General features: G+C 67.0%; 17 protein-coding genes. 9 read left to right on the forward strand and 8 right to left on the reverse strand.

The annotated features are described in order from the left end of the window. Window positions 1-468: 468 nt before the first annotated feature. Complete coding sequence (locus AC06FD_RS02410; RefSeq protein ID WP_259205766.1) at window positions 469-3,270, reverse strand: TonB-dependent receptor plug domain-containing protein; 2,802 nt, start codon at window positions 3,268-3,270, stop codon at window positions 469-471. A gap of 207 nt (window positions 3,271-3,477) precedes the next feature. Between AC06FD_RS02410 and apbC the strand changes: the two genes are divergently transcribed. Both apbC and dcd read left to right on the forward strand, forming a co-directional pair. Beyond that, on the forward strand, window positions 3,478-4,335 hold the full coding sequence (apbC, locus tag AC06FD_RS02415; protein WP_259205763.1) for an iron-sulfur cluster carrier protein ApbC: 858 nt from the start codon (window positions 3,478-3,480) through the stop codon (window positions 4,333-4,335). A gap of 164 nt (window positions 4,336-4,499) precedes the next feature. Beyond that, complete coding sequence (dcd, locus tag AC06FD_RS02420; RefSeq protein WP_088433273.1) at window positions 4,500-5,072, forward strand: dCTP deaminase; 573 nt, start codon at window positions 4,500-4,502, stop codon at window positions 5,070-5,072. Window positions 5,073-5,301: 229 nt separating this feature from the next. On the opposite strand, the gene AC06FD_RS02425 is transcribed toward dcd, so the two are convergent. From AC06FD_RS02425 to AC06FD_RS02435, 3 genes are read right to left on the reverse strand one after another with little or no spacing between them, the layout of a single operon-like run. Next, window positions 5,302-5,469, reverse strand: a complete 168-nt coding sequence (locus AC06FD_RS02425; protein WP_259205760.1) for a LiaI-LiaF-like domain-containing protein — start codon at window positions 5,467-5,469, stop codon at window positions 5,302-5,304. 15 nt (window positions 5,470-5,484) lie between these two features. Continuing rightward, window positions 5,485-5,907, reverse strand: coding sequence for an HIT domain-containing protein (locus AC06FD_RS02430; protein WP_259205759.1), 423 nt, complete (start codon window positions 5,905-5,907; stop codon window positions 5,485-5,487). Continuing rightward, window positions 5,904-6,575, reverse strand: a complete 672-nt coding sequence (locus AC06FD_RS02435; protein ID WP_478076899.1) for a dienelactone hydrolase family protein — start codon at window positions 6,573-6,575, stop codon at window positions 5,904-5,906. The genes AC06FD_RS02430 and AC06FD_RS02435 overlap by 4 nt, the downstream gene beginning before the upstream one ends. A 204-nt stretch (window positions 6,576-6,779) precedes the next feature. Between AC06FD_RS02435 and rimO the strand changes: the two genes are divergently transcribed. Together rimO and AC06FD_RS02445 are read left to right on the forward strand one after the other, a co-directional pair. After that, on the forward strand, window positions 6,780-8,144 hold the full coding sequence (rimO, locus tag AC06FD_RS02440; RefSeq protein ID WP_259205751.1) for a 30S ribosomal protein S12 methylthiotransferase RimO: 1,365 nt from the start codon (window positions 6,780-6,782) through the stop codon (window positions 8,142-8,144). After that, window positions 8,141-8,989, forward strand: a complete 849-nt coding sequence (locus tag AC06FD_RS02445; RefSeq protein WP_478076900.1) for a DUF3025 domain-containing protein — start codon at window positions 8,141-8,143, stop codon at window positions 8,987-8,989. The genes rimO and AC06FD_RS02445 overlap by 4 nt, the downstream gene beginning before the upstream one ends. Window positions 8,990-9,077: 88 nt before the next feature. Here AC06FD_RS02445 and greB read toward each other — a convergent pair whose 3' ends face one another. Beyond that, complete coding sequence (gene greB, locus AC06FD_RS02450) at window positions 9,078-9,584, reverse strand: transcription elongation factor GreB (RefSeq protein ID WP_478076901.1); 507 nt, start codon at window positions 9,582-9,584, stop codon at window positions 9,078-9,080. A gap of 55 nt (window positions 9,585-9,639) precedes the next feature. Next, the gene (locus AC06FD_RS02455; RefSeq protein WP_478076902.1) at window positions 9,640-11,145 is read right to left on the reverse strand and encodes a helicase HerA-like domain-containing protein; all 1,506 of its coding nucleotides are present in this window, start codon (window positions 11,143-11,145) and stop codon (window positions 9,640-9,642) included. A gap of 147 nt (window positions 11,146-11,292) precedes the next feature. Between AC06FD_RS02455 and AC06FD_RS02460 the strand changes: the two genes are divergently transcribed. Both AC06FD_RS02460 and AC06FD_RS02465 read left to right on the forward strand, forming a co-directional pair. Further along, a complete protein-coding gene (locus AC06FD_RS02460) occupies window positions 11,293-12,903 on the forward strand; it encodes a transglycosylase SLT domain-containing protein (RefSeq protein WP_394160835.1) in 1,611 nt (536 codons plus the stop codon). 120 nt (window positions 12,904-13,023) lie between these two features. Then, window positions 13,024-13,365 carry a ribonuclease E inhibitor RraB gene (locus tag AC06FD_RS02465; protein WP_394160833.1) on the forward strand — a complete coding sequence of 114 codons (342 nt, stop codon included), beginning with the start codon at window positions 13,024-13,026 and terminating at the stop codon, window positions 13,363-13,365. A gap of 94 nt (window positions 13,366-13,459) precedes the next feature. Here AC06FD_RS02465 and asd read toward each other — a convergent pair whose 3' ends face one another. Both asd and AC06FD_RS02475 read right to left on the reverse strand, forming a co-directional pair. Next, entirely contained in the window at window positions 13,460-14,302 is an 843-nt protein-coding gene (asd, locus tag AC06FD_RS02470; RefSeq protein WP_259205734.1) for an archaetidylserine decarboxylase, read from the reverse strand. Further along, entirely contained in the window at window positions 14,299-14,949 is a 651-nt protein-coding gene (locus AC06FD_RS02475) for an SCO family protein (RefSeq protein ID WP_259205722.1), read from the reverse strand. Before AC06FD_RS02475 ends, asd begins: the two co-directional genes overlap by 4 nt. 224 nt (window positions 14,950-15,173) lie before the next feature. On the opposite strand from AC06FD_RS02475, the gene prmB reads away from it, so the two are divergent. The 3 genes from prmB to AC06FD_RS02490 are packed head-to-tail and all read left to right on the forward strand — an operon-like array spanning window position 15,174 to window position 18,251. Next, window positions 15,174-16,103 (forward strand): 50S ribosomal protein L3 N(5)-glutamine methyltransferase, encoded by a 930-nt coding sequence (prmB, locus tag AC06FD_RS02480; protein WP_394160830.1) that lies wholly within the window; start codon window positions 15,174-15,176, stop codon window positions 16,101-16,103. Next, the gene (aroC, locus tag AC06FD_RS02485; RefSeq protein WP_478047147.1) at window positions 16,100-17,203 is read left to right on the forward strand and encodes a chorismate synthase; all 1,104 of its coding nucleotides are present in this window, start codon (window positions 16,100-16,102) and stop codon (window positions 17,201-17,203) included. Before prmB ends, aroC begins: the two co-directional genes overlap by 4 nt. Continuing rightward, window positions 17,196-18,251, forward strand: a complete 1,056-nt coding sequence (locus AC06FD_RS02490; protein ID WP_478076903.1) for a 2-hydroxyacid dehydrogenase — start codon at window positions 17,196-17,198, stop codon at window positions 18,249-18,251. Before aroC ends, AC06FD_RS02490 begins: the two co-directional genes overlap by 8 nt. Window positions 18,252-18,296 lie beyond the last annotated feature (45 nt).

The raw sequence follows: 18,296 nt of genomic DNA on the forward strand, positions 1-18,296 counted from the left end.
CTTGAAATCAGTTCTGTGCGCCAGGTGACGGTGAGCAGGCCTTCTTGGCCGAACCGGACACCTTTTTGCTCCCGACGGGCCCGTACCGCTGCCCCCTGTAATCAGCTTCACAAGCCGATGACTCGAAGTTAACACGAGCTTAACTTGCGCTGTCAACTGTTCATCACAGCGTCATAAAGACACGATCGGCAAAACGCCTTGCTGCCGTTGGGTTTGCGCTGAAATCTTCGCAAGTGATTGATTGCAAGGAATTTAGTTGCGCGCGTAACCATCCCCGGTGACCGCGCGCGGTGTCCCTGACTGGCGCTGGGGGACAGTCCGGGCCATACACGGGGCGTTCATTTTCGTAGCTAAGAACAAATCGGAATAAGGACGGTCCTGCCGCCTTCGCCCGGGTCCGCGGCCGACGTGCGGCACAAAAAAAGGCCCCGCCGAAGCGGGGCCTTTCGTCGTGCGCGACGGCGGCGATTACTTGCCGAAGTCGTACTTCATCTGCGCATACACGGCGCGCCCGTAGATGCTGTAGAAGGCGCTGTTGTACGGCGTGCCGGAGGTACCCGGGTAGCTGTATGCCTGGCCTTCGGGCATCTTGTTGAACACGTTGTTGACCATCAGCGACAGGGTCAGGTCATCCTGGGCGCGATAGTTCACGCTCAGGTTGTAGGTGGTGTACGAGCCCCACTTGCCTGCGGCCTTGCCCGACGCGGTGTGCACGTAGTCGTAGCCATTCAGGCCGGCCAGGTAGTTCGGGGTCTTGCCCACGTAGTTGGCGTAGGCGGTGGTGGTGAACCTGCCGAGCGACCAAGCCACGGCGGCATCGCTGCGCACCTTGGCGTAGTTGTCGTAGTTCCACATCGCCACCGGGTTGCCCAGCAGGTCCTGGAAGTCCTCGCCCGGCTCGGACTGCACTTCACGCTTGAGCATGTTGGTGTAGTTGCCCGAGAACTGCAGCGCACCGAAACGGCCGATGTCCTGCAGGTACTTGAAGCCGACGGTGACGGCCTGCAGGTTCTGGCGAGCCACGTTCATCTTCGGCGTGTACAGGCTGCTCAGGTTGCCGGCGGCGTCACGCACCACCCAGTCGGCCACGTTCTGGCAGGTGGCCGAGGCGGCGTTGGGCAGGCTGTTGCGGCAGTAGTACTCGGCCAGCAGCAGCTGGTCGGTGCTGGCCGTGTCGACCTCGTTCTCGATCTTCCAGTTGTAGTAATCGGCCGAGATCGACAGGTTCGCCATCGGGGCCCAGACCAGGCCGGCGTTCCACACATCGGCGGTGATCGGCTCCAGGTCCGGGTTGCCGGCGCGCTCGGAGTACACCGAGACGCTGTTGTCGTAACGGCAGTCGGCGGTGTTGCCCGGCGCATAGCCCAACTGGCCGCAACGGTAGTAGTCGGTCGAGTTGTTGGCGTAGTAGCCGCTGGTGCCCTGGAAGGCATCGGACAGGGTCGGCGCGCGGAAGGCGGTGCCGTACTTGCCGCGGACCAGCAGGCTCTGCAGCGGACGGTATTCCAGGCCCAGGCTGTAGGTGGCCTTGTCGACGGTGTTGTCGGCGATCTTGAACGCGTCATAGCGACCGGAGGCGGTCACGGTGAGCTGTTCCAGCACCGGCATGCGCAGCTCGGAGGTCACCGCGTAGTTGCTGCGGTGGCCATTGCCGGCCACGGCCGACGAACCCCACGCCTGGCCATCGAGCACGCGCTGGTCGGGCGAGTAGTCCCAGCCTTCGCTGCCGCCTTCGACGACGACTGCAAAGCCGGCATCGCCGCCCGGCAGCGTGAACAGCGAGCCGTTGGTGACCTGCGCGCGCGCCAGGTTCTGCCAGGTGCGGCTGCGGTTGTGCGCGTAGCCGGTGAAGCTGGCGAAATCTTCCGGCGAGATCGCCGAGTAGAACGCGCCCCAGTTCGGGTTGTAGATGTCCCAGCCGTCTTCGTTGGTGCCCAGGCTCGGGCCCAGCACGTGTTCGGCGAAGTAGTTGTTGATCGGATCCTGCCAACGCATGAACTTGTTTTCGGTGAGCTTGTACTCACCGCGGGTGAAGCTGGCGCTGTAGTCCCAGTTGCCGGCCGCGCCCTTGGCGCCCAGGGTGACCTGGTAGGAGCGGCTCTCGTCGCTGTTGAGCACGTCGTTGTAGCCCTGGCCACCGATGTCTTCCGGTGCGAAGGCGCGCTGCAGGTTGACCACCTTGCCCGAGGACTGGTCGTAGAAGCCGCCCATGGTGCTCTTGGTGCCCCACCACAGGTAGTTCGAACCGGAGGTGTACTCGGTCTTTTCCTTGCTGTAGAGCAGGTCGGCGAACAGCTGCAGGTTGTCGTTGACGTCGAAGGTCAGCGCGGAATAGAACTGGCCGCTGTCCTTGCCGTTCTTGACGGTCTTGTAGCCGGCGCCATACACCGAGCCGCAGGACAGGCCGGATGCGCGCGTGCCCATCACGGTGGTGCCACCGAACTGGCCGGCGACGCTGGCGCAGTTGCTCGGGTCCATCATGTACAGGCGGTTGGTGTCGGCATCGATGACGGCGAAGTCATTGCCCGGCACCTGCGCGGTGTAGCCGTTGGCGTTGGTGGTGCGGGTGAGGTCGCGCTGGTAGCCCCAGATCGGGTTGCTCGACTCGATCTGCACGTTGACCAGTGCGTTGAAGCGGTCGTCGAACGCGCTGAAGCCATGCGCGGCGCTCAGGCGCACGCTGTTGCCGCCGCCTTCGGTGTAGCTGCCGCCACGCACGGTGACGGTGCCACCGTCCATGCGTTCCTTGAGGATGATGTTGACCACGCCGGCGATCGCATCCGAGCCGTACAGCGACGACTGGCCGCCCGGCAGGACTTCGATGCGCTCGACGATGTCGATCGGGATGCCGCTGATGTTGTTGAACGTGTCGCCGCCGTTGTACAGCGCCGGGTAGGACATCATCGGGCGACCGTTGATCAGGTACTTGGTGTACCCCGGGTTCAGGCCGAACATGCCGGCCGCTTCAGCGCCCTGGGTGAACGAGGCGGAGGTCTGGCCGCCCTGCAGGCCACCGGTGGTCAGCGAGGACTGCTGCAGCACCTCGGCGACGCTGGTGAAGCCGCGGGTCTGGATGTCCTCGGCGGTGATCGACATCACCGGGGTCTGGGTTTCGAGATCGGTCTGCGGAATCAGCGAGCCGGTGACGGTGACTTTGTCGAGCGTCGTGGCCTTTTCCTGTGCCATGGCCGGAGCGGCTGCGGTGGCGATCAGGGCGGAGAACAATGCAGCGGCGAGCGTGTTGCGACGTGCGGTAGAGCTGTAAGTCATCAATAGTCCAAAGTGCAGAAACGAGAACGCACCCACGCCAAGATTCCCTCCCGCAATGCGCGGAAAACGCTGAACGTAGTGCCACTCGAACCTAACATGAACTTAACGAAAATTGCATGGATTGCTAGCAATTGCGATTTCCAGTCAGCGTTGGTCAAGGTTGTATGATGTTTGGCTATTCGTGTCGTTTTCTTTCGGAGTCATGCAGTGAGCAGCAGCCAGACGCGTCGTCCCCATGCCAGCCAGGTGCAGAAGGGCCTCAGCCCGCATCCGCGCATCCGCAACGTGATCGCGGTGGGGTCGGGCAAGGGTGGGGTGGGCAAGTCGACCACCGCGGTCAACCTCGCCGTGGCGCTGGCCAGGCTCGGCGCGCGCGTGGGTCTGCTCGATGCGGACATCTACGGCCCGAGCGTGCCGGCGATGCTGGGCCTGAGCGGCCGCCCGGAGAGTCCGGACAACAAGTCGATCGAGCCGATGCGCGCGTTCGGCGTGGAAACGATGTCGATCGGCTACCTGATCGAGGACGAGACGCCGATGATCTGGCGCGGCCCCATGGCCACCTCGGCGATGACCCAGTTCTTCAATGACACGTTGTGGGATGACCTGGACTACCTGCTGATCGACCTGCCGCCGGGCACCGGCGACATCCAGCTGACCCTGACCCAGAAGATTCCGCTGGCGGGGGCGGTGATCGTGACCACGCCGCAGGACATCGCCACGCTGGACGCGAAGAAGGCGCTGAAAATGTTCGAGAAGGTGGAGGTGCCGGTGCTGGGCATCATCGAGAACATGGCCGTGCATACCTGCAGCAACTGCGGCCAGGTCGAGCACCTGTTCGGCGAGGGCGGCGGTGAGCGCATGGCGGCGCAGTACGGCGTGCCGTTGCTGGGATCGCTGCCGCTGGAGATCGGCATCCGCGAGCAGGGCGATGCGGGCACGCCGATCACCGCGGCAGCGCCGGAGTCGACGGCGGCGCAGGCCTACCTGCGTGCGGCCGAGCGGCTGGTCGAGGAAATGGGCAAGCGTCCGCGCGCGAGCATCCCGATCCTGTCCTCGCTGATCTGAGCGCGGCTGCCCTGGCGGCGCGTGGCGCCCGGCCCGGCTCTGCCGGGCCGTGTCCTGCCCGGGCCAGGGGCGGCGCCGCTGGTCGCGGCGGGGGCGGCTGTTTAGAATCGTGGCCCGGGCGCCCGTTGGCGGTGCCGTTGTTCCTTTCGCACCCAGGACCCCCCATGAGCATCAAGAGTGACCGCTGGATCCGTCAGATGGCCGAGCAGCAGGGCATGATCGAGCCGTTCGAAGCCGGCCAGGTCAAGCAGGCCAATGGCCAGCGCATCGTCAGCTACGGCACCTCCAGCTACGGCTACGACGTGCGCTGCTCGCGCGAGTTCAAGGTGTTCACCAACATCAACTCCACGATCGTGGACCCCAAGCACTTCGATCCGGGCAGTTTCGTGGACATCGTCGGCGACGAGTGCATCATCCCGCCGAACAGCTTTGCGCTGGCGCGCACGGTGGAATACTTCCGCATTCCGCGCGATACGCTGGTGGTGTGCCTGGGCAAGAGCACCTACGCGCGCTGCGGGATCATCGTCAACGTGACCCCGCTGGAACCGGAGTGGGAAGGCCACGTCACGCTGGAATTCAGCAACACCACGCCACTGCCGGCGCGCATCTATGCCAATGAAGGCGTGGCGCAGATGCTGTTCTTCCAGGCCGACAAGGACGACATCTGCGAGACCTCCTACAAGGATCGCGGCGGCAAGTACCAGGGCCAGACCGGCGTCACCCTGCCGCGCACCTGATGACCACGCGGGTGGCGCGGCGCACCTGGTCAATCCCCGGGCGTGCGGCCGCGTCCGGGCCTGGTAGCGCCGACCGTTGGTCGGCTGCCTCTGCGGCTACCGTTACCCATCAATGGTGGCGACCACAAAAAAGCGCGGCGTACGCCGCGCTTTTTTGTGGCCTGGTCCGGAGTCCGGCAGGGTAACCGGACTGTCAGTAGTCTTAAAAGCAGTGGACCAACGGTCCGCTCTACTTGCCGCGACCGAACAGCAACCCGATGCCGACCGCCACCAGGATCACGGGCCACCAGGTAAGGATAAGGCGACCCAAGTTCATGTTGGTCCAGCCCAGGTTGCTGGCCAGCAGGAACAGGCCGACGACGATCAGGACGATGGCAGCGACGAGGTTGGAACGCATCAGGGGCAGGGTCCGCTAGGGCTGGGGCGAATATCCTAGCCGTTCCTTCCAGTAGGCGACACGTTCGGACAGCACCTGGCCATCGTAACGGTGCGCCTGGCCCTGGCCCCACACCGGTCCGGGCCAGGCCGGATCACCGACGTGGCGGCCGATCACGTGGAAGTGCAGCTGGCGCACGATGTTGCCCAGCGAACCGATGTTGATCTTCTCCACCCCATCGGTGCCCTTGAGCGCCTTGCAGGCGCGGTTCAACTCGGTCCGCAGCTTGTCCTGCTGCTCCCCGTCCAGGTCGATCCACTCGGTGATGCCGGCCAGGCGCGGCACCAGGATCAACCAGGGGTACCGCTCGTCGTTCATCAGTCGCACTTGCGACAACGGCCCTTCTGCTACCAGTACGCTATCGGTGGCCAGGCGTGAATCCAGTTCGAACTCGCTCATCCAAGATGCTCCGCAAAGAAGTCCAGGGTGCGTTCCAGCGCCAGGGCGGCGCTGTCTGGATCATACGCATGTCCGACGCTGCGGTTGAAGCCGTGGTCGGCCGGGTAGACGAAGGTGGTCATCTGCGGCAGCTTCTCGCGATGGGCCGCCACCGCCTCCGGCGGGATGCTCTTGTCCTGCGCCCCGAAGTGGAACATCACCGGCGCCTTCGGCGCTTCATCCAAGAACTGCACGTTGCGCGCGCCGTAGTAGCTTACCGAGGGCAGGCCCAGCCGCAGCGCCGACAGCAGCGCGATGCTGCCGCCCCAGCAATAGCCCACCGTGCCGACCTTGCCCGCCGGGGCCAGCCGCGAGGCCGCCGCGCGCACCATCTCCAGGGCCCTCTCCACGCCCAGCGCGTCCACACGCTCGAGCCCCTGCTTCACGCCCTCGGGGGTGTAGGGCAGGGCATCGGGGTCGGCGTCCACCCCGTCGATGAGATCGAAGAACGACGGGGCCAGCACCGCATAGCCCTGCGCCGCAAAGCCCTCGGCCACTTCGCGCATGTGCGGGTTGACGCCGAAGATCTCCTGGATGACCACCAGCCCGGCCCGGGGCTTGCCCTCCGGGGTGGCCTGCCAGGCGCGGACCGGACCGTGATGCGTATCGAGCGTGACCCACTCACCCATGATGCGTGACTCCTGTTGGTTCAGGCATTCATTATCCGGCCCCCACCGGTTAGCGGGATGTCAGCGGCCATGCCGGATCGGGCGGCATCGTCGCGATCCGATTCAGGGGGCGGGGCGCAACGCCGGTATACTTGCCGCCGTTTCCGGCCCCAGGTCCCCACGCCATTCCGGCATGGGCCCAGGCCCCCAGAGTCCCGCGATTCCATGTCCCAGCTGAACCCCAAAGTCGGCTTCGTCAGCCTTGGCTGCCCGAAGGCCCTCGTCGATTCCGAGCGCATCCTTACCCAGCTGCGGTCCGAAGGCTACGACATCGTCCCTTCCTACGATTCGGCCGACGTGGTGGTGGTCAACACCTGCGGCTTCATCGATTCGGCCGTGACCGAGTCGCTGGATGCCATTGGCGAGGCGATGAATGCCAACGGCAAGGTGATCGTCACCGGCTGCCTGGGCAAGCGTCCGGAACAGATCCGCGAGGCCTACCCGAACGTGCTGGCCGTGTCCGGCCCGCAGGACTACCTGAGCGTGATGGAGGCCGTGCATGCCGCGCTGCCGCCCAAGCACGATCCGTTCGTGGACCTGGTGCCCGACTACGGCATCAAGCTGACCCCGCGCCACTACGCGTATCTGAAGATTTCCGAAGGCTGCAACCATAAATGCAGCTTCTGCATCATTCCCTCGATGCGCGGCAAGCTGGTCTCGCGCCCGGTCGATGAAGTGCTGCGCGAAGCCGAGCGGCTGGTGCGCGGCGGCGTGAAGGAACTGCTGGTGGTGTCCCAGGACACCTCGGCCTACGGCGTGGATGTGAAATACGCCGAACGCATGTGGCGCGACAAGGCGTACCAGACCCGGCTGAAGGCACTGTGCGAAGGCCTGTCCGAACTGGACGCCTGGACTCGCATGCATTACGTCTACCCGTACCCGCACGTGGACGAGATCGTGCCGCTGATGGCCGAGAACCGGATCCTGCCGTACCTGGACATCCCGTTCCAGCACGCCAGCCCGCGCATCCTCAAGCTGATGAAGCGCCCGGGCGCGGTCGACAAGACCCTGGAGCGCGTGCAGCGCTGGCGCCAGCTCTGCCCGGACATCACCGTGCGCTCGACCTTCATCGTCGGCTTCCCCGGCGAGACCGAGGCCGAGTTCGAGGAACTGCTGGGCTTCCTGGACGAGGCGCAGCTGGACCGCGTCGGTGCGTTCGCCTACTCGCCGGTGACCGGTGCCACCGCCAACGACCTGCCCGATGCGGTGCCTGAGGAAGTGAAGCAAGAGCGCCTGGCCCGCTTCATGGCCCGCCAGGCGGAGATTTCCGCCGCGCGCCTGGAGGCCAAGATCGGCAGCGTGCAGCAGTGCCTGGTCGATGCGATCGAAGACGGCATCGCGGTGGCTCGTTCCAAGGCCGATGCGCCGGAGATCGATGGCCTGGTGCATATCCAGAATGCCGAGGAAGCCAGGCTGCGCGTGGGTCAGTTCGTCGATGTCGAGATCACCGAGAGCGACGAGCACGACCTGTACGGCGATGCACTGATCGTGGAAACGGCGCGCAAGCCGTTCGATCTGCAGGTGCTGTGACCGCGGCGGCGGTCGATGCCGGTGGCACGCGCCGCCGTTTCATCGCACCGCCGCGTGGCGCGGTGGCCGCGGACGTCTTCGCCCAGCCGCTGTTTGCCGGAGTTTCCCGCTACGCCGATCTGATGACGGCGGCCGACTGGCCGACCGTCGCGGCGCTGGATGCCCGACTGATGCTGCCGGGTCGTCAGCTGGTCGAGCAGGACGAGGCGCTCCTGGCCGACGGCCTGCATTACGAGCAGCGCATTGCCCAGGGCCGCATCGCCACGCGCGCGGAGAACTGGCACGACCTGTTCAACGCGCTGGTGTGGGCGCGCCATCCGGCCATCAAGAAGGCGCTCAACGCGCGCCAATGCCTGCACATCGGCTGCCACGGTCCGCGGCAGCGCAACCGTGCGCAGGCGGCGCTGACCCAGTTCGACGAAACCGGCGTGATCGTGCGCGTCCACGATCCGGCGATGGTGCAGGCCTGGGATCGGCATGACTGGGCGGCGATGTTCGTGGACGGAGCAGGGCGCTGGCGCAGCGGCGAAATCGCCGTGGCGGCGGTGATCGGGCATGCCTTGATGGAGCAGGCCTTGCTGCCGGGGCGTCTGCTGGTGGGCAAGTGCGTGGTGGTGTGCGCCGACGAGGACGCGTGCGCCGTGGCGCAGGTCGCGCAGATGATCGAGAGCGGTTGCATCCTCGACGACCCGCTGGAACTGCGGCCGTTGCCATTGGCCGGCATTCCGGGCTGGCATCGGCGGCAGGATGCGGCGTTTTACCGGCAGGCCGACTACTTCCGGCCGCTGCGCGATGGCCGGTGCTATCCCGCGCCGCACGCCGCCCGCGCCCCACGACGCGGGTGACACGCACACGGCAGGGTAGGTTGCCCAGCACCCGCCGATAGCGCTGCACCACCCGCGGTGACGCGGTGCGTTGAACGGCGCAAACGCCTCAGCCCACGCCGTACTCCACCGCGAGGACCGCAAAGCCGGTGCGCCCGCTGGGCAGTTCCACCTCGAATTCATCCTCCACGCGCTTCTTCAGCAGCGCGCGCGCCAGCGGCGAGTCGATGCTGATCCAGCCGGTGGCGGCGTCGGTCTCGTCCGGGCCGACGATGCGATACCGGCTCACATCGCCGCTGTCCACGTTCTCCAGTTCCACCCATGCCCCGAAGAACACCGCCTGCGGGTCGCTCGGCGTGGTATCGACCACGCGCAGTGATTCCAGCCGCTTGGTCAGGTAGCGCACGCGGCGGTCGATCTCGCCCAGCTGCTTCTTGCGGTAGGTGTACTCGGCGTTCTCCGAGCGGTCGCCTTCGGCGGCCGCGGCGGCCAGTGCCTTGACCACCTCGGGACGGCGCACGCGCCACAGGTCATCCAGCTCATGCTTGAGTCGCTGGTGGCCCTGTGCGGTGATCAGGGCCGTACTTTTTTCCGCAGGGGGGCGCCAACGCGACATCGGGTCTGTCTGTGCTCTTCAAAAGGTGCCGCGGCAGGCGGCGCGGCACCGAGTATCAGCGTTTGCCGCCGAACAGGCCACCCAGGATGCCGCGCACGATCTGGTTGCCCAGCTTGGCGCCGACGGTGCGGGTGGTCTGCTTGGCCATCGTTTCAATCATGCCCTGGCGGCGCTTGGTGCCGAAGATGGCGTCCTTGATCGACTGCCCGAAGCCGCCTTCCTGCTGGTCGTCCTGCTCGCGGGTGCGGGCCTTGGGCGCATCCGCCTGTTCGACCGCCTTCTGCGCGCGCTGGGCCAGCAGTTCGGCGGCCGATTCGCGGTTGATGGCGGTGTCGTAGCGGCTGCCGACCGGGCTGCCGGCACGCACCTGGGCGCGCTCGGCCTCGCTGATCGCGCCCATACGACAGCGCGGCGGTGCAATCTGGGTCTGCTGCACGGGCGAAGGAATGCCCTTGTCCTGCAGCGTCGAGACGAGGGCTTCGCCGGTGCCGAGCTTGGCCAGTACGGCGGCCACGTCCAGCTTCGGATTGGGGACGAAGGTTTCGGCGGCGGTCCGCACCGCCTTCTGGTCGCGCGGGGTGAAGGCACGCAGCGCGTGCTGCACGCGGTTGCCGAGCTGGCCCAGGATATTGGCCGGCACGTCATCGGGGAACTGCGAGCAGAAGTACACGCCCACGCCCTTGGAGCGGATCAGGCGGACCACCTGCTCGATGCGCTGGACCAGCGCCGGCGGGGCGTCGTCGAACAGCAGGTGGGCCTCGTCGAAGATGAAGACCAGCCTGGGCTTGTCCAGGTCGCCCACTTCCGGCAGCGTCTCGAACAGCTCCGACAGCAGCCACAGCAGGAAGGTGGAGTACAGCCGGGGCTTGAGCACCAGCTGGTCGGCGGCCAGGATGCCGATCACGCCACGGCCATCGTGGTTGACCCGCATGATGTCGGCCAGTTCCAGGGCCGGCTCGCCGAAGAAGGCTTCGCCGCCATCCTGGGACAGGCGCAGCAGCGAGCGCTGGATCGCCGCCACGGTCTGCGCGCTGACCAGGCCGTATTCGGTGGAGATGTCCTTGCGCTCGTCGGCGACCAGGCCGAGCAGCGCCCGCAGGTCGTCCAGGTCGAGCAGCAGCAGGCCGCGGTCGTCGGCCAGCTTGAACACGATGTCGAGCACGCCGGACTGGGTGTCGTTGAGTTCCAGGATGCGCGCGAGCAGGGTGGGGCCCATTTCGCTCACGGTGGTGCGCACCGGGTGCCCCAGCTTGCCGTACAGGTCCCAGAAGATGGTGGGGCTGGCCGCGGGCGCGTAGTCGCTCACGCCGATTTCGGCGGCCCGCTGCAGCAGTGCCTCGCTGCCCGCGCCGGGCACGGCCAGGCCGGACACGTCGCCCTTCACGTCGGCCAGGAACACCGGCACACCGATCCGCGAGAAACCTTCGGCCAGGGTCATCAGGGTGGCCGTCTTGCCGGTGCCGGTCGCCCCGGCCACCAGGCCGTGGCGGTTGCCCAGGCGGGGTTGCAGGGTCACGGCGATGTCGTCGGTGATGCCTTTGCCGAGCAGGATCGGATCCATGGTCAACTCGCTGGTGGACGTGCGGTGTGGGGAGGGTATCTGAATAGGCTGGATTCTAAACGTCGGCGCAGGTCCGGCTGCCTGCCGGGTTGCCCCGATGCAAGCGGCGCGGCTACTCTGCCCCTTCTTTCGCACACAGTGCCAAAAATGCCCGTTCCTGTCTTGCTTGTCCGTGGTTGGCCGCTGTTGGCGCTGGCTGCGATGCTGTCGTTCGTGCCCGAGGCACATGCCCAGCGGGTTTCCGCGCGTGATAAGGCCAAGATCGAGGCGCTGGACCAGCGCATGGCCGCCGCCGAAAAGCGCTACCGCGACGCGCTGGTACTGGTGGCCAACGCCGATCCGAAGGGCAAGAACGAAGGCGATGCCGCGCTGGAGGACATGGAGGACGTGATCAGTGCCTGCGTGGCCCAGAAGGGCTGCCAGGTGAGCAACATGCTGCCGGCCTACAAGCGCCTGCTCAAGGACAACGCCGATACCCGCGACAGCGACGACGCCACGCTGGCCAGCGATGGCGGCCTGCTCGAGGCCGACCCGGACCACACCAGTCCGCTCGCCGCCGACGTGCCCGAGGCCGCGCGCGCCGCGGCGCTGTTGAATGACAAGCGCCACGCCTTCGACAGCATGGTCGAGTACAACCCGGCTGTGCAGGCCGGCATCCGTCGCTGGCTGACCGACATGCGCCCGGCGTTGATGACCACCTACGAGAACTACCAGAACCTGCGTGCGGTGATGTGGCCCGAGTGGGAAAAGCGGGGCCTACCCGAAGCGCTGCTGTTCGGGATCATGGCCAAGGAGTCCAATGGCCGCGTGCATGCCTCTTCGCGTGCGGGCGCCGCCGGGCTGATGCAGTTCATGCCCGCTACCGGGCGTCGTTTCGGGCTGGGCCCGGACGGTACCGGGTTCGACACCCGCTTCGATGCACGCAGCGCCGCCGAGGCCAGCGCGACCTATCTCAATGAACGCATGCGCGAGCTCAACGGCAACGTCGAGCTGTCGCTGGCCGGCTACAACGGCGGCGAAGGCCGCGCCGCGCGCGTGTTCAAGCAGAGTGGCGGACAGGGCTTCTGGGTGGACAGCGTGTACAACCAGTTCCCCGGCGAAACCAAGGACTACGTGCCGATGGTGATCGCCGCGGCGTGGATCTACCTGCACCCGCAGCAGTACGGCGTGGAGTTCCCGAAGATCAGCGCGCAGCCGGCCACGATCCGCCTGGCCAAGTCGACCAGCATCTATGAGCTGACCATCTGCCTGGGCAGCGCCGGCACCCGCGACGGTTACATGCGCGCGCTGCGCAACCTCAACCCGCGGTACGAGGCCGACGGCTGGATCCCGGCCGGCACCACGATCAACGCCACCACCCGCATCGCCGGTCTCTACAACCGCTACTGCGTCAGCGGTCCGCGTGCGGACCTGGCGCGCACCTTGATCACCGCCGACCTCAATGCGGCGATCGTGCGGCCGAGCGCGGCCAGCTATACCGGCAACGTGGCGGTGGGCAGCGTGGTGCCGGTGGCGCAGGTGCAGGCCACGGCCGTGGCCGCCACGCCGATCGCGCCGGTGGCCACGCCGGCCGCCAAGCCGAAGGCCAAGGCCAAGCCGGTACGCAGCCACAAGGTCGGCAAGGGCCAGACCCTGGGCGCGATCGCCGACAAGTTCCAGTGCGACGTGCGCGAGCTGGCGCGTGCCAACGGGCTCAAGGCGCCGGCCTACGCGCTCAAGCAGGGGCAGGTGCTCAAGCTGCAGGGCTGCGACAGGTAAGCGCCGCCGGAAAGGAGTAGGCTGCCGGCATTACGCCTGCAGCCCGCGCGCTGCAGCACATCCATCGCCGGCCGGGGCTGCGTGCCACGGCCCACAGGTAGACGCACACAGGACAGCAAGATGGATATCACCGCGATCAACGAGATGTTCGCCAACATCCGCGAGAACACCGATTGGGACCTCAATGGCCCGATGCTGTGGGGCTATTTCTTCGTCAACACCACCCCGGAGCCGCTGACCGGCCTGTCCGAGAAGCTGGTCGGCATGGGCTACACGCTGGTGGAGATCTTCGAACCGGACCTGGAGGAAGGCGAGGCGCCGTACCACGTGCTGCACGTGGAGCGCGCCGAGGTGCACGACGAGGCGTCGCTGGATGCCCGCAACCACGAGTTGCAGGCGCTGGCCGAGGCCAATGGCGTCGAGGATTACGACGGCATGGACGTCGGCCCGGTCGAGATCTGAGCGGATCGGATCACGTTCAATGAAAACGCCCCGGGAAACCGGGGCGTTTTTGATGGTGCGGCGTGGACGCGCGGTTGCCACGCATGGCGCGGTGTTACCGCAGGGTGGCCAGGGGCTGCCCCAGTTGCACGGCATGCTCGGCATCCAGGTGCGGGGCGAACTCGGCCACGCCCGGCGGCAGCAGCACGATGACGGTGGAGCCGTAGTTGAAGCGCGCCATCTCCGCGAACCGTTCCAGGGTGATGCCCTTGTTGCGGTAATCCTTGCGGGTGATGGTGTCGCCGTAGGCAGGAATTTCTTCGCCGCCCCAGACGGTTTCCACGCCGGAGACCAGCAGCGCGCCGACCATCACCGAGACCATCGGGCCGAAGTCGGTATCGAAGTGGCAGACCAGGCGCTCGTTGCGGGCGAACAGGCCCGGCACGGTGTTGACCGCCGCCGGCCCGACGCTGAACAGACGCCCGGGCACGTGCACGGTTTCGCGCAGGGTGCCGGTCCACGGCATGTGCACGCGGTGGTAGTCCTTGGGCGAGAGGTAGACGGTGGCGAACAGGCCGTGGCGGAACACCTCGGCATCGGCGGCATCGCCGAGCAGTTCGGCGGCGGTGAAAGACTGGCCCTTGGCCTGGAAGATGCGGCCGTCCTCGATGGCGCCAAGCTGGCTGATGCGGCCGTCGGCGGGCATCACCAGGGTGCGCGGATCGGGCGCGGGCACGCGTGCGCCGGGCTTGAGGGCGCGGGTGAAGAACTGGTTGAAGGTGGCGTAGCTACGCGGGTCGGGGTTGGCGGCCTCGGCGAGGTTGACGCCGAACTTCTCGGTGACGGTATCGATCAGCCAGCGCGAGATCCGCGGGTTGCTGGAATACGCCAGGCGCCGCGCCATCGAGGACAGCAGGCGGTGGGGCAGGACGTAGCTCAGCGTGGTGGTCAGGCTCATGGTGCGGTTTTCTCGGTCAGCGTCTGCAGGTCGCGGGCAATGGCCTGCGCATTGAAGGGGGGGCGGATCAGGCCGGCGAGTTTGCCGTCCGGGTCCAGCACGGCCAGGCTGGCCGAGTGTTCGAGGGTGTAATCCTCGGGATTCTCGTCGAAGTGCTTGCCGGGCACCTTCTGGAAGACGAAGCCGAGCGAGGTGGCAAAGCGTTCCAGCGAGGGGACGTCGCCGGTGGCGGCGAGGGTGTCCTTGTGGAAGGCGTGGACATATTCGCCCAGGCGGGTGGGGGTGTCGCGCTCGGGATCGACGGAGATGAAGACCAGGCGCGGACGCAGGGTGTCCGGCTGGGCTTCCCACTGCTTCTGGGCCTGGGCGAGGTCGGCCAGGGTGGTCGGGCAGACGTCGGGGCAGAAGGTGAAGCCGAGGAAGACCAGGGTCCAATGGCCCTTGAGCTCGCCGGGGATGAGGCGGGTGCCGTCGGACTGGCCCAGGTTGAAGTCGGGCAGCGGGCGCGGCTGGGGGTAGAAGGTGATCGATTCGGTGGCGGGGCGATCGCTGGCCGGGGAGGGCGCGAACACTTTCTGCGCGGCGACCAGCCCCAGGCCGGCGGCCAGGGCGATGAGCAAAATGATGCCTGCGTTGCGGTTGAACATGGAAAGCCCGTTCCCGGAAGGGGCCACCATGATAGGGGGGGAGGCGCCGCTGGTGGGGTTTTTGGGGTTCTTCCACGCCAGAGGCAGCCGCACCGTCAAAGGCCCTGGTGGGCTGAAAACGGGGAGGGCACCGGAATGGTGGGCCCAACCACTTTCCACTGCAACGGATGCCGGGGGGCATGGGGTCGCCTATAATCGGGGGCCACTTTGTCTGTTGCCTTGCCATGACTGCCGAAACGGCCGCCGAACTCCATACGATCATCGACCTGATCCGCTACGGCACCAGCCGTTTCAATGCCGCCGGGCTCACCTTCGGGCACAGCTACGACAATGCCCTGGACGAAGCCACCCAGCTCGTCCTGCACAGCCTGCACCTCCCGCACGACCTCGGCCCGGCCTATGGTGCCGCCCGTGTCACCACCGCGGAGAAGGCCGAGGTGCTGGCCCTGTTCGAACGCCGCATCAGCGAACGCCTCCCGGCTGCCTACCTGACCGGTGAAGCCTGGTTCGCCGGCCTGAGCTTCAAGAGCGACCGCCGCGCCCTCGTGCCGCGCTCGCCCATCGCCGAACTCATCGAAACCGGCTTTGAACCGTGGCTGGCCGGCCGCGACGTCCATCGCGCCCTGGACCTGTGCACCGGCTCGGGCTGCATCGCCATCGCCATCGGCCACTACTACCCCAATTGGGAAGTGGACGGCGTCGACCTCAGCGACGACGCCCTCGCGCTGGCGCACGAGAACAAGGAACGCCTGCAGGCGCACAACGTCACCCTGCTCAAGTCCGACCTGTTCAACGGTCTCACCGGCCGCCACTACGACCTCATCGTCACCAACCCGCCTTACGTCACCAACGACGAAACCGATGCCCTGCCGCAGGAGTACTCCTACGAGCCGGACATGGGCCTGCGCGCCGGTCCCGATGGCCTGGACCTGGTCCTCAAGATCCTGCGCGACGCCCCGCTGCACCTCAGCGAGGATGGCCTGCTCATCTGCGAAGTGGGCGAGTCCGAACAGCACCTCATCAAGCTGCTGCCGGAAGTCGATTTTGCCTGGGTCGAGTTCAAGGTCGGCCAGATGGGCATTTTTGCCGTCGAATGCCGTGAACTGATCGCCCACAGCGCCCGCATCACCGAACTGGCAGCGCAGCGGCCGTGAGTTCCAACAGCTTCGGCAGACTGCTGACCGTCACCACCTTCGGCGAATCGCACGGTCCGGCGATCGGCTGCGTGATCGATGGCTGCCCGCCCGGGCTGGAGATCAGTGCCGACGAATTCGCCCACGACCTGCAGCGTCGCGCCACCGGCAAGAGCCGGCATACCTCGGCGCGGCGCGAGGCCGATGACATCGAGATCCTGTCCGGCGTGTACGAAGGCCGCACCACCGGCACCCCGATCGCGCTGCTGATCCGCAACACCGACCAGCGCAGCAAGGACTACACAAACATCGCCCAGCAGTTCCGCCCGGGCCACGCCGATTACAGCTACTGGCAGAAGTACGGCATCCGCGACCCGCGCGGTGGCGGACGCTCGTCCGCGCGCGAAACCACCATGCGCGTGGCCGCCGGCGTCGTCGCCAAGAAGTGGCTGCAGCAGCGCTTCGGCGTGACCGTGCGCGGCTACCTTTCGCAGCTGGGCGAGATCACCCCGACCGGGCATGACTGGTCGGCAGTGGAAGAAAACCCGTTCTTCTGGCCGGTCGCCGACCAGGTGCCGGCGCTGGAGAGCTACATGGATGCGCTGCGCAAGTCCGGTGATTCGGTCGGCGCGCGCGTCAACGTGGTCGCCGATGGCGTGCCGCCCGGCTGGGGCGAGCCGATCTACGGCAAGCTCGACGGCGAACTGGCCGCCGCGCTGATGAGCATCAACGCGGTCAAGGGCGTGGAGATCGGCGACGGCTTTGCCAGCGCCGCCCAGCTTGGCACCGAGCACCGCGACCTGATCACCCCGCAGGGCTTTGCCAGCAACCACGCCGGCGGCATCCTCGGCGGCATCTCCACCGGCCAGCAGGTCACCGCCTCGATCGTGCTCAAGCCCACCTCCAGCCTGCGCCTGCCCGGTGCCACGGTGGATGCGGCCGGCAACGCGGTCGATGTCATCACCACCGGCCGCCACGATCCCTGCGTCGGCATCCGCGCCACCCCGATCGCCGAGGCGATGATGGCCCTGGTGCTGATGGACCAGGCACTGCGCCACCGCGCCCAGTGTGGCGATGTCGGCGAGATCACCCCGCGCATCCCGGGCACGATCGATGGCTGATCGGCGCCCCCGGGTCTGGGTCAGCCAGCCGCTGTTCGATGATGTCATCGAGCAGCTCGGGCAGCATTTCGACCTGGACATGACCAGCGACGTCACCCGCTACACGCCGCAGCAGCTGGCCGAACGGCTGGCCGGCGTGGACGGGGCGCTGATCACCCTCAACGAACGCATCGGCGCGGCCGAGATCGGCAACGCGCCGCAGCTGCGCGCGATCGCCAACGTCGGGGTGGGCTACAACAACCTGGACGTCGACGCGCTCAGCGCCGCCGGCATCCTGGCCAGCAACACCCCGGACGTACTCACCGAGACCACCGCCGACCTCGGCTTCGCGCTGCTGATGGCCACCGCGCGCCGCATCACCGAGTCCGAGCGCTGGCTGCGCGATGGCCAGTGGGGCCAGTGGTCGTTCCAGACCATGCTCGGCGCGGACATCCACGGCAGCACGCTGGGCATCCTCGGCATGGGCCGGATCGGGCAGGGCATCGCCCGCCGCGGTGCGCTCGGCTTCGGCATGCGCGTGCTGTACCACAATCGTTCGCGGCTGCCCGAGGCCACCGAGGCCGAGGTCGGCGCGCAGTACGTGGACCTGGACACCCTGCTCGGGCAGGTCGATCACCTGGTGCTGGTGCTGCCCTACAACGCATCCTCGCACCACATCATCGATGCCCCCGCACTGGCGAAGATGAAGCCCACCGCCACCCTGGTGAACATCGCCCGCGGTGGCATCGTCGACGAGCTCGCACTGGCCGACGCCCTGGCCAACGGCCGGCTCGCCGCGGCCGGGCTGGACGTGTTCGAAGGCGAGCCGACGGTACGCCCGGAACTGCTCGCCCTGCACAACATCGTGCTGACCCCGCACATCGGCAGCGCCAGCCAGGCGACGCGCCGGGCGATGGTGCAGCTGGCCGTGGACAACCTGACCGCCGCACTCGGGCAGGGCCCGAACGCCGGCCACCCGCCGAGCGCGATCAACGCTGACGCTGTCGCTGCCGTGAAAACCGGCGGCGCGACCGTGGGCGGCAAGAAAATCGACGACGCAAAACGATAGGGAACCGCGCCGGCCAACAGGCGAGGTTCCCGAACCGGTAGGTAC

Source organism: Stenotrophomonas sp. Steno-Z1 (genome assembly GCF_056393175.1).